At 44.2% G+C, this 11866-nt stretch carries 13 protein-coding genes; all 13 read right to left on the bottom strand.

Going from position 1 to position 11866, the window contains the following annotated elements; genetic code table 11:
• Positions 1 to 53 precede the first annotated feature (53 nt).
• The 13 genes from ACSSU7_RS09480 to mnmG all read right to left on the bottom strand — a co-directional run bounded on the left by ACSSU7_RS09480 (position 54) and on the right by mnmG (position 11764).
• Complete coding sequence (locus ACSSU7_RS09480; protein ID WP_492516248.1) at positions 54 to 479, bottom strand: F0F1 ATP synthase subunit epsilon; 426 nt, start codon at positions 477 to 479, stop codon at positions 54 to 56.
• A gap of 41 nt (positions 480 to 520) precedes the next feature.
• Complete coding sequence (atpD, locus tag ACSSU7_RS09475) at positions 521 to 1948, bottom strand: F0F1 ATP synthase subunit beta (protein ID WP_135276549.1); 1428 nt, start codon at positions 1946 to 1948, stop codon at positions 521 to 523.
• 63 nt (positions 1949 to 2011) lie between these two features.
• On the bottom strand, positions 2012 to 2950 hold the full coding sequence (atpG, locus tag ACSSU7_RS09470) for a F0F1 ATP synthase subunit gamma (RefSeq protein WP_492516247.1): 939 nt from the start codon (positions 2948 to 2950) through the stop codon (positions 2012 to 2014).
• A gap of 23 nt (positions 2951 to 2973) precedes the next feature.
• Entirely contained in the window at positions 2974 to 4515 is a 1542-nt protein-coding gene (atpA, locus tag ACSSU7_RS09465) for a F0F1 ATP synthase subunit alpha (protein WP_036301347.1), read from the bottom strand.
• Positions 4516 to 4564: 49 nt separating this feature from the next.
• Positions 4565 to 5101, bottom strand: coding sequence for a F0F1 ATP synthase subunit delta (locus ACSSU7_RS09460; protein WP_019896780.1), 537 nt, complete (start codon positions 5099 to 5101; stop codon positions 4565 to 4567).
• Between the two features lie 23 nt (positions 5102 to 5124).
• The gene (locus tag ACSSU7_RS09455) at positions 5125 to 5595 is read right to left on the bottom strand and encodes a F0F1 ATP synthase subunit B (protein WP_492516246.1); all 471 of its coding nucleotides are present in this window, start codon (positions 5593 to 5595) and stop codon (positions 5125 to 5127) included.
• Between the two features lie 77 nt (positions 5596 to 5672).
• A complete protein-coding gene (atpE, locus tag ACSSU7_RS09450) occupies positions 5673 to 5939 on the bottom strand; it encodes a F0F1 ATP synthase subunit C (RefSeq protein WP_015833271.1) in 267 nt (88 codons plus the stop codon).
• A gap of 76 nt (positions 5940 to 6015) precedes the next feature.
• The gene (gene atpB / locus ACSSU7_RS09445; RefSeq protein WP_492516245.1) at positions 6016 to 6849 is read right to left on the bottom strand and encodes a F0F1 ATP synthase subunit A; all 834 of its coding nucleotides are present in this window, start codon (positions 6847 to 6849) and stop codon (positions 6016 to 6018) included.
• Between the two features lie 34 nt (positions 6850 to 6883).
• Positions 6884 to 7222 (bottom strand): ATP synthase subunit I, encoded by a 339-nt coding sequence (locus tag ACSSU7_RS09440; RefSeq protein ID WP_492516244.1) that lies wholly within the window; start codon positions 7220 to 7222, stop codon positions 6884 to 6886.
• Between the two features lie 196 nt (positions 7223 to 7418).
• A complete protein-coding gene (locus ACSSU7_RS09435; RefSeq protein ID WP_492516243.1) occupies positions 7419 to 8282 on the bottom strand; it encodes a ParB/RepB/Spo0J family partition protein in 864 nt (287 codons plus the stop codon).
• A 51-nt stretch (positions 8283 to 8333) separates the two neighbouring features.
• Positions 8334 to 9098, bottom strand: coding sequence for a ParA family protein (locus ACSSU7_RS09430; RefSeq protein ID WP_492516242.1), 765 nt, complete (start codon positions 9096 to 9098; stop codon positions 8334 to 8336).
• A 72-nt stretch (positions 9099 to 9170) separates the two neighbouring features.
• The gene (gene rsmG, locus ACSSU7_RS09425; protein WP_492516241.1) at positions 9171 to 9848 is read right to left on the bottom strand and encodes a 16S rRNA (guanine(527)-N(7))-methyltransferase RsmG; all 678 of its coding nucleotides are present in this window, start codon (positions 9846 to 9848) and stop codon (positions 9171 to 9173) included.
• The gene (gene mnmG / locus ACSSU7_RS09420; RefSeq protein ID WP_492516240.1) at positions 9845 to 11764 is read right to left on the bottom strand and encodes a tRNA uridine-5-carboxymethylaminomethyl(34) synthesis enzyme MnmG; all 1920 of its coding nucleotides are present in this window, start codon (positions 11762 to 11764) and stop codon (positions 9845 to 9847) included. The genes rsmG and mnmG overlap by 4 nt, the downstream gene beginning before the upstream one ends.
• Positions 11765 to 11866: the final 102 nt, after the last annotated feature.

Raw genomic sequence — 11866 nt, 5'->3', positions numbered from 1 at the left:
ACAAAAAAGGCAACCGAGGTTGCCTTTTTGCTTTTACACCATCTTCAACGCAATTAATGCGTTTTCTTGCGTAAGCGTTCGATAGTTTGAATCTGTGCCACGGCTTCAGACAATTCTGCCTGTGCTGTTGCATAGTCAATATCTGAAGTTCTGTTTCTAAGCGCTTCTTCAGCAGCTTCTTTCGCAGCAATCGCTTTTGCTTCATCAAGGTCGTGACCACGTACTGCTGTATCAGCCAATACAGTCACCACACCAGGTTGCACTTCTAACAGGCCACCTGAGATAAAGATTAACGTTTCTTCAGCTTCGTTCGTTTGCTTAATACGCAAAGCGCCAGGCTTGATGGTAGTGATCATTGGTGCATGGTTAGGGTAGATACCTACTTCACCAGCACTTGCAGGAGCAACTACAAACTCAGCTTCACCTGAGAATATACTTGCCTCTGCACTAACTACATCAATATGAACAGTATTTGCCATTATTTTTCCTTAAAGCGTTTAACTAATTAACCAAGCAAAACTTAGTTAAGTGTTTTAGCTTTCTCAACAGCCTCTTCAATACCGCCAACCATGTAGAAAGCTTGCTCTGGCAAGTGATCGTATTCACCAGCAACAATCGCTTTAAAGCCTTTGATTGTTTCTTTTAGTGGTACGTATTTACCTGGCGCGCCTGTAAACACTTCAGCAACGTGGAAAGGTTGTGACAAGAAACGTTGGATTTTACGTGCACGGCCAACAGCCAATTTATCTTCTGGTGACAACTCGTCCATACCCAAAATCGCAATAATGTCACGTAACTCTTTGTAACGTTGCAATGTTTGTTGTACTGAACGTGCTACGTTGTAGTGCTCTTCACCAACCACTAATGGGTCTAATTGACGTGATGTTGAATCCAATGGGTCTACCGCTGGGTAAATACCTAAAGAAGCAATGTCACGTGACAACACAACGGTTGAGTCCAAATGTTGGAACGTTGTTGCTGGTGATGGGTCAGTCAAGTCATCCGCTGGTACGTAAACCGCTTGGATAGAAGTAATAGAACCTGTTTTAGTTGAAGTAATACGCTCTTGTAAACGGCCCATTTCATCAGCTAGGGTAGGTTGGTAACCTACAGCTGAAGGCATACGACCTAACAATGCAGATACTTCAGTACCAGCCAATGTGTAACGGTAGATGTTGTCCACGAAGAACAATACGTCACGGCCTTCGTCACGGAATTTCTCAGCCATGGTCAAACCTGACAAAGCCACACGTAAACGGTTGCCTGGTGGCTCGTTCATTTGACCGAACACCATCGCTACTTTTGATTCTTTCATGTCGTCTAGTTTAATAACGCCAGCTTCAGCCATTTCATGGTAGAAGTCGTTACCTTCACGAGTACGCTCACCCACGCCTGCAAACACTGATAAACCTGAGTGTTGCTTAGCGATGTTGTTGATTAGCTCCAACATGTTAACGGTTTTACCTACACCAGCACCACCGAACAGGCCAACTTTACCACCCTTAGCGAATGGACAAACCAAGTCAATCACCTTGATACCTGTTTCTAACAGGTCAACTGATGGAGATAACTCTTCAAAGCTTGGTGCTTTTTGGTGAATAGAACGGCGCTCGTCTGAATCGATAGGACCAGCCTCATCGATTGGGCGACCCAACACGTCCATAATACGACCTAAAGTACCTGTACCTACTGGCACTTGAATTTGTGCACCAGTTGATTTAAACGCAGTACCACGTGCAAGACCATCAGATGAGCCCATGGCAATAGTACGCACAATGCCGTCACCTAGTTGTTGTTGCACTTCCAATGTCAAACCAGCTTCCGCTTGGCTTGATGCGTCATCAATAATCAACGCTTCAAATACTTTTGGCATTTGATCACGTGGAAACTCAACGTCAACCACCGCGCCAATACATTGCACTACTTTACCAATATTTGCTGTACTCATCTTTTTTCCTCGACTCAAACGTACTGTTAGTCAGATATTACTTTAATTAAATTCTTTGCTTGCTTATGCAACCGCTGCCGCGCCACCAACGATCTCTGAGATCTCTTTGGTAATCGCCGCTTGACGTGCTTTGTTATAAACCAGTTTCAATTCACCGATTACGTTTTTCGCATTATCAGACGCTGACTTCATCGCTACCATACGTGATGATTGCTCAGATGCCATGTTTTCAGACACTGCGTTGTAAACTAATGACTCAATGTAACGAACCATCAATTGGTCAATTACAGGCTTAGCTTCAGGCTCATAGATGTAATCCCAATGACCTTTAGCAGCACCGATTTGAAGCGCACTCTTAACAAGAGCACTAGCACTCAACGCTTCAGATTTCTCTTCCGTTGGATGTGTGCCCAAACGCTCAGCAGTCAAAGGAAGCAATTGCTCAATCACTGGCTCTTGCTTCATTGTGTTGATAAAGCGTGTGTAGCAGATATGCAACTGGTCGATTTCACCAGCTGTATAAGCGTCTAGCATTACCTTAATCGTACCTATGAGTTTGTCCAAATGTGGCACATCACCTAAACCGGTAATGTGTGATTTCACATTGGCACCAACGCGGTTCATAAAGGTGTAACCTTTATTACCAATCGCGCTTACAGACAATTTCTTGCCTTCTGCTTCCCAAGTTTTCATTTGGTTAACAGTTAAACGCAATACGTTAGTGTTTAAACCACCGCACAAACCTTTGTCTGAGCTCACTACAATAATGCCAACATTCTTAACATTTTCACGCTTTAACAGGAAAGGGTGCTTATATTCAGAATGAGCTAGCGAAAGGTGAGCTGCAACATTACGAATTTTCTCAGCGTATGGACGTGATGCACGCATTCTGTCTTGCGCTTTACGCATTTTAGAAGCGGCAACCATCTCCATCGCCTTAGTGATCTTGCGTGTATTTTCTACACTCTTGATCTTGGTTCTAATTTCTTTACTACCAGCCATTTTAGTGTCCTAATAGTTAGATATTAGTAAGCAGTCGTCGCTTTAAAGTCTTGAATTGCTGCATCAAGTGCTTTTTCGTTATCGCCGCTTAAGTCTTTGCTTGTTTCAATCGCATCAGCTAATGCTTTGTATTTAGAAGCGATGAAGCCGTGCAATTTGCCTTCGAATGCTAATACTTTGTTAGTAGCAACATCATCAAAGTAACCTTTGTTAGCAGCAAACAAGGTAATTGCCATGTTTGATACGCTTAAAGGAGCGTATTGCGCTTGTTTCATCAACTCAGTAAACATACGACCGCGGTCCAATTGTTTACGTGTTGCTTCATCCAAATCAGAAGCGAACTGCGCGAACGCAGCCAATTCACGGTATTGCGCTAATGCCAAACGTACACCGCCACCCAATTTCTTAATTACTTTAGTTTGTGCAGCACCACCTACGCGAGACACTGAAATACCAGCGTTGATCGCAGGACGAATACCAGCGTTGAACAAGTCAGTTTCCAAGAAGATCTGACCATCGGTAATAGAAATAACGTTAGTTGGAACGAATGCAGAAACGTCACCAGCAGCTGTTTCAATCACTGGCAATGCAGTCAATGAACCAGTTTTGCCTTTAACGGCACCGTTAGTGAATTTTTCTACATACTCTTCATTTACACGAGCAGCACGCTCTAACAAACGTGAGTGGATGTAGAACACGTCACCTGGGTAAGCTTCACGGCCTGGTGGACGACGTAATAGCAATGAGATTTGACGGTAAGCAATCGCTTGTTTAGTCAAGTCATCATAAACGATCAATGCATCTTCACCGCGGTCACGGAAGTATTCGCCCATGGTACAACCAGCGTATGGTGCCAAGAATTGCAATGCTGCAGAATCAGAAGCTGAAGCAGCAACTACGATGGTGTATGCCATCGCGCCGTTTTCTTCAAGCTTACGTACCACGTTAGCGATAGTAGAAGCCTTTTGGCCAATCGCAACGTAGATACAGGTCATGTTTTGACCTTTTTGGTTGATGATTGCATCTACTGCAACTGCTGTTTTACCTGTTTGACGGTCACCAATGATCAACTCACGTTGGCCACGGCCTACTGGGACCATAGAGTCAACTGATTTCAAACCAGTTTGTACTGGTTGTGACACAGATTTACGTGCAATCACGCCTGGCGCAACTTTTTCAATCTTGTCTGTCAATTTTGCGTTAACTGGGCCTTTACCATCAATAGGCTGACCTAATGCGTTCACTACGCGGCCAACTAATTCTGGACCTACTGGCACTTCTAAAATGCGACCAGTACATTTACATGTGTCGCCTTCAGTAATGTGTTCGTAATCACCCAATACCACAGCACCCACAGAGTCACGCTCTAGGTTAAGTGCCAAACCAAATGTATTGCCAGGGAACTCGATCATCTCGCCAGCCATCACATTTGATAGGCCGTGAATACGAACAATACCGTCAGTTACTGAAATAACAGTACCTTGAGTACGCGCTTCAGCACTGGTAGAAAAATTTTCTAATCTGCTTTTAATCAGTTCACTGATTTCTGATGTAGATAACTGCATGTAAACTCCTAATAGTTTCTTTGCCTAAAGTTAGGCTATTGCCTGCGTCTTATGCCGTAAGCGTATAGGCTAAATTTTGTAACTGACCTTTGACGGATGCGTCGATCACGGTATCGCCAACAATAATTTTGATGCCACCAATGAGTTCTGGGTCAACAGAAACACTAGCCTCAATCTTTTTACCAAATTTTGCTTCTAAGCGTTTTACTAGGTCTTTAACCTCTGCCGCACTAGGTTTAGCTGCTGCGATAATCTCAGCATCTAACGTACCTTCATCTTGTGCTTTTAACGCTTCAAATGCGCTTGAAATTTCTGGCAAAATAGATAAACGACCATACTCAACCAAAACTTTGACAAGATTTTGTCCATTTTCATTAAGTTGATCGCCACACACCTTCAAGAAAGTTGTTTGCAAATCACTGCTCACAACTTTAGGGTCTTGAATATAGGCTTTAATTTGCGCGTCATTTGCAACGGCAGCGGCAAAACCCAACATCTCAGACCATTTGCCAAGTGCCTTTTGCTCACGACCTAATTTATAAGCCGCTACTGCATAAGGTCTTGCGATGGTTGATATTTCAGCCATGTGATTTCCTTTATCCCTTAGCCTTAAAGTTCTGCAGCTAGTTTAGACAACATTTCGCTATGTGCTTTTGCGTCGATTTCTTTACGCAAAATCTTTTCAGCGCCGGCAATTGCCAATGCTGACACTTGCGCACGTAAACCTTCTTTTGCACGGTTTACTTCTTGATCGATTTCAGATTTAGCACCAGCTAAAATACGGTCGCCTTCAACCTTAGCATTGCCTTTAGCTTCTTCAACGATTTGTGAGCCGCGTTTTTCAGCTTGCGCAATAATCTCGCTTGCCTTTTGTTTTGCTTCAGCCAATGTCACTTCTGATTTTTTAGCTGCAACTTCTAAAGCACTGCGGCCTTCTTGCGCTGCTGCCAAACCATCAGCAATTTCTTTTTGGCGCGTTTCAATCGCTTTTAAAAGCGGCGGCCAAACGAATTTCACTGTGAACCAAATCAACACAGCAAATGCGATAGCTTGTGCGATAAGTGTAAAGTTAATGTTCATTTTTGATCCATTTTGTTAATCATAAAAGCACTAGTCATTAAACTGAGGTTAATGACTAGTTAGCTTAATTTTGCTAATTACTGAGCAACTACGCTTAATAATGGGTTAGCAAATGCAAACATCATTGCAAGACCAACACCGATAATGAATGAAGCGTCAATCAAACCTAGTAACAAGAACACTTTACCTTGTAAAGCTGGGATCATTTCTGGTTGACGAGCAGCGCCTTCCAAGAAACTTGCACACATAATACCAATACCGATACAAGCACCAGCAGCGCCCAAACCAATAATTAAACCAATACCAACGCCTGTGTAGGCTTGAATCAATGCTAATGCATCCATGTTATTACCCTCTCTAAAATTAAACTTACAACCAACTACAAAAAATAAAACTACTTAAATATGAAACAAAACCTTACTAGTGACCTTCATGCGCCATGGCTAAATAAACAACCGTTAACATCATGAAAATAAACGCTTGTAACGCAACAATTAGAATGTGGAAAATAGACCAGCCAGCACCTAAAATTGCACCTGCGATAGTGCCGGTTAAGCCAGTCGCGGCCCACATACCTAGCAACAAGAAGATAACTTCACCTGCATACATATTGCCGAACAAACGCAATGAGTGTGAAAGTGGTTTTGATACGTATTCAATCAAATTAAACATGAAGTTAGCTGGCCATACCCAGATTTTGGTACCGAATGGCGCACAGAACAGCTCATGAATCCAACCGCCAAAGCCTTTAACTTTGATTGCGAAGAAAATCATTAAAATCCATACAGTTAAAGCCAAAGCAAATGTGGTATTGATGTCTGATGTTGGTACGGCACGCCATTTAGCATGCTCGCCACCAAAGAATGAAACGATGCCAGCAACCCAGTCAACCGGTAAAAAGTCCATGGAGTTCATGGCGAACACCCATAAAAATACAGTTAACGCTGTTGGTGCGATAAAGCTATGACGGTTACCGTGAAAAATATTTTTAACTTGATCATCAATAAAGCCAAACACTAACTCAACAAAAGCCTGTGTTCTTGTTGGCACACCAGCAGTTGCTTTACGTGCCACCAGCCAGATTAAGCCCATCACAATCAAACCCAGCGCTACCGACATCACAAACGTATCTACGTGTAGTGTCCAGAAACCAGCGCCTTCGTTTAGCGGATGTGCATTAAAACTTAAGTGATGCTCGATATAAGCTGAAGGGGTGAGTGCGTGTTGTGCGTTATCTGCGTGTTCTGTAGCCATAATCTAATATTTTTCTAACTGACGTTTGTTTAAATTACACGTTTAACTTACTGAGGGCCGCGCCAGAAAACAATGCCGCAGCCGCCAAACCAGCAATTAGTGCAAACGGCACCAATTGTTTATAAAAACTGAATACGATAACCAAAATTACAATTATCATTAAAATCTTAACGGCTTCTGCCTTGAGCAGATTGATCAATATTGCTGATGCATCCGTTTTATTTGCACCGCGCTTGGCAACTAAACTTGCCACATATCCGCCAACGACCACACTTAAACCACCAAAGATGGCTGACACCGCTGCTGGAACACCAGAAGCAAAATACATCACCAACGCGACAGCAAGTGTAGCAACTAGCTGAATTTTAAGCATTTTACTAAAAACATCTGATGTATTTAATGCTGACAATGACTTAAATCCAGTTAATTTAAAAGCTTATATGCCGCCCGATAATGCTCGGCTTTATGTATCTATTTTTGCCGCGCCATGACCATGAAGTAGCAAAGACCGCGATTTTGAATTATTAGTGGTTTTTAGTCAATAGCTAAGTTGTAAGTAAATGAAACACTTAGCGTGCAATTCTGCTAATAATATCGTCCAGCTGATCTAAATTTGTGTAGTTAATTTTTAATACACCAGCACCATTTGCACTTGCCTTAATGCTCACGCTTGCACCAAGCTTATCACTTAAGGTTTCCTGCAGCCGGATTACATCCTGATCCTCTTTCACTGCTGGCGTTGGTTTTGCAGCAGTTTGTGCGGGTTGCTCGCCAATCTTCTTGACCAGCGCCTCTGCTTCGCGCACAGACAAACGCTGATGCACAATCTGCTCAGCTAACATCACTTGCTGCGCACCCTCCAGCCCAACCAGCGCACGAGCATGCCCCATATCCAACTTACCGTGCAACAGCATTTCTTGCACAGCATCGGTTAAGGTGAGTAAGCGCAACAGATTGGACACCGCTACGCGCGAGCGCCCAACTGCATCTGCGGCTTTTTCATGCGTCATGGCAAACTCGTCGATTAAGCGCTTGATACCTTGCGCTTCTTCTAATGGGTTCAGATTTTCGCGCTGGATATTTTCGATCAACGCCATCGCCAATGCTGATTCGTCCGCTATTTCACGCACCAGCACCGGTACCTCAACCAAGCCGGCACGCTGACTCGCACGCCAGCGGCGTTCACCAGCAATAATCTCATACTGCTCGTCCGCCAATTGGCGCACAAGAATCGGCTGCATAATGCCTTGCGCTTTAATTGAATCAGCCAATGTCTTAAGGGCGGCTTCATCCATATAACTTCTTGGCTGATATTTACCAGGACGCAACTGCTCAACTTTGAGCATCATGAGCGAATCTGCCTCGCCAACACTCCCCATATCCCCAGCGAGTAGGGCATCAAGGCCACGCCCTAAACCTTTTAACTTAACCATATCTGCTTCTCTTTTAACTTATATTTTTTTGGATAAACTCTAAAACTGGCTTCAGACTCTATCTCTATTGGTAATTTCTTGTGCCAACTCCATGTATGCCACTGCACCTTTAGAGCTTTTATCGTAACTCAACACCGGCACTCCGTAGCTTGGCGCCTCGGCTAAACGAATATTGCGCGGGATCACGGTCTTGTAGACCTTATCGCCAAAGTGACTAATTAATTGTGCAGAAACCTGCTGGGCTAACATATTGCGGTTATCAAACAGCGTGCGCAACAAACCCTCTATTTCCAAGGTTGGGTTTAAATGTGCACGCACTTTTTTAATGGTATTCACCAAATCAGACAAACCCTCCAGCGCATAGTATTCACACTGCATCGGAATCATCACAGCATTAGCAGCGGTGAGTGCATTTACTGTGACTAAATTGAGGGCAGGGGGGCAATCCAGCAATACGATGTCGTAGCTGTCGCCCAATTTTGTAATGGCCGCTTTCAGGCGATTCTCACGCGCCAACTCATTGACCAACTCTACTTCCGCACCAGCCAACTCTCGATTGGATGGTGCAATATCAAAACCGCCTTTTTCACTGTGCACCACGACTTCTTTTAATGTTTTCTCACCAATCAGCACGTGGTAGATACTTAATTTAAGATGCGCTTTATCTATGCCACTGCCAGTGCTTGCATTGCCTTGCGGATCCAAATCTATCAACAATACACGCTTACCCAGGCTAGCCAGACTTGCCGCCAAATTGACGCAAGTTGTAGTTTTACCTACACCACCTTTTTGATTTGTGATTGCCAATATTTTCATTATATTTTTCTTTGCATTTTTAATGATTACGCTCATGCCCGATTTGGCACTCAAAACTGCTCAGTTAACTAACTACGTATCTTGCTTTAACACTACCAAATGTCGCTCAGCATCCAAGCCAGCCACTTTCAGCGTACGAATTTCTGTAGGCTTAATGCTGCTCTTTTTAAACTCATGCTCAGGCACTACACCTTTCATCGCCAGCCATGAACCACCATCCACCAGCAAATGTTTGGTAAGTTTGATAAACAGGGCGATTTCTGAAAATGCACGCGAGATGATGACATCAAACTTTTCCGGCATCTCTTTACTTGGCACAGCTTGCTCTTCAATACGTCCGTGAATGACGGTAAAGTTTGTCAGACCTAGCTCAGCTTTTACTTGGCGCATGAAGCTCACTTTTTTTTGCACCGCATCTATCGCAGTCACCTGTAGCGCTGGTAAGCAAATCGCCAGCGGGATACTTGGTAAGCCAGCACCTGCACCAACATCAAGTAAGTGTTTACTTTCAATGTGCGTCAACACAGACAAACTATCCAATATATGTAACGTTACCATTTCCATAGGTTCGCGCACCGCGGTCAGGTTGTGCACCTGATTCCATTTATAGATTAAAGCAACGTAATCAAGTAGTTTTTTCTTTTGCTCGGGGAGTAGGGTGATTCCCATCTCATCTAAGCCGCTCCCCAGCTTCGCCTGCAGCTGCGCACGATCGTCCTGCTTGAGATTTTTTGGCATAGCGGCCGTCATGCTACATTTCCCATATCTGTATTTGTGTTATCCAAACTCTTTACGCGTGATTTACGTTTTAAGTAAACCAGCAAAAGTGAAATCGCCGCCGGCGTAATACCAGAAATACGGCTAGCCTGACCTATCGTCTCAGGCTTATGTGCATTTAATTTTTGCTGTGCTTCTATCGGCAAACCATGAATCTCCCGATAATCTAAATCCTTGGGCAATAGGGTATTTTCTTGGCCACGACTACGCGCTACTTCTTCTACTTGGCGGTCAATATAACCCTGATACTTAGCGGCAATTTCTACTTGCTCACGTACAGCAGGCTCTACTTCCCCTAAACCTAAACCATCCAAGCTAAGCACAGCATCGTAACTCACCTCTGGGCGACGCAATAACTCAAACAAACTATACTCATGCTCCAGCGGCTTACCAAACACGGTTTGCATCACTTCAGCACTCAAGTTGGCAGGCTGCACAAAGGTTTTTTTCAGACGTTCCTGCTCACGCTCAATTGCCTCTTTTTTGCGGCTAAATGCTTCCCAGCGCACATCATCCACCAAACCAAGTTTTCTACCGATTTCAGTTAAACGCATATCTGCATTATCTTCGCGCAGCTGCAAACGATACTCTGCACGGCTGGTAAACATACGGTACGGCTCACTCACACCACGCGTGATTAAATCATCCACCAGCACACCTAAGTATGCCTCATCACGTGCTGGACACCACGCCTCTTTACCTTGTGCATACAATGCCGCATTAGCGCCAGCCAGTAAACCTTGCGCTGCCGCTTCTTCGTAACCAGTTGTACCGTTAATTTGGCCCGCAAAAAACAAACCCTGCACCGCTTTTGTTTCTAAACTTGATTTCAAGCCGCGCGGGTCGTAATAGTCATATTCAATCGCATAACCTGGGCGCAGAATATGCGCATTCTCCAAACCGCGTACCGAACGCACCAAAGCTAGTTGGATATCAAAAGGCAAACTGGTTGAAATACCATTCGGATAAATTTCATTAGTAGCCAAACCCTCTGGCTCTAGGAAAATCTGATGCGACTCTTTATCAGCAAAGCGGTGGATTTTATCTTCCACGCTAGGGCAGTAACGTGGGCCCACGCCTTCAATCACGCCTGTATACATGGGTGAGCGATCTAAGCCACTGCGTATAATGTCATGTGTACGTTCGTTGGTATGTGTAATCCAGCACGGCAATTGCGCCGGATGTTGTGACGCATTACCCAAAAACGAAAACACAGGCACTGGATCATCACCAGGCTGTATCGTCATTACAGAGTAATCAATAGTGCGCCCGTCAATACGCGGCGGCGTGCCGGTTTTCAAACGCCCAGCTGGCAAACCGATTTCACGTAAACGTGCAGCCAAGGAAATGGAAGGGGGGTCACCAGCACGGCCGGCTTGATAGTTTTGCAAACCCACATGCACTAGACCACCCAAAAACGTACCCGCAGTTAGTACTACAGATTTTGCTGCAAAACGTAGACCAATCTGCGTCACTACACCAGTAGCACGCTCACCCTCTAAAATAATGTCATCTACCGCCTGCTGAAATAACCAAAGGTTTTCTTGATTTTCTAGGCGATGCCGAATCGCTGCTTTATAGAGTACACGGTCTGCTTGCGCCCGCGTTGCACGTACAGCAGGGCCCTTACTTGAGTTTAATATACGAAACTGAATACCACCTTCATCTGTAGCGGCCGCCATCGCACCACCCAATGCATCAATCTCTTTAACTAAATGCCCCTTACCAATGCCGCCTATACTCGGATTGCAAGACATTTGGCCCAGGGTTTCAATATTATGTGTGAGCAATAAGGTTTTTTGACCCATTCTTGCACTCGCAAGCGCCGCCTCAGTACCGGCATGACCGCCGCCGACCACAATCACATCAAAAATATCAGGAAAATTCATATTTTAATCACAAAAAAACGTTATTACTCAAGAGGTAGCAGTTTAACTTAAACTCAAGTCTAGGTCATGCATAACGCTACTTATAATCAATGTTTCACGTGA

This window comes from Methylotenera sp. E1MeOHC1 (genome assembly GCF_058745595.1).
The sequence above is the reverse complement of the archived record's forward strand: the minus strand, read 5'-3'. Positions and strand labels throughout refer to the sequence as shown.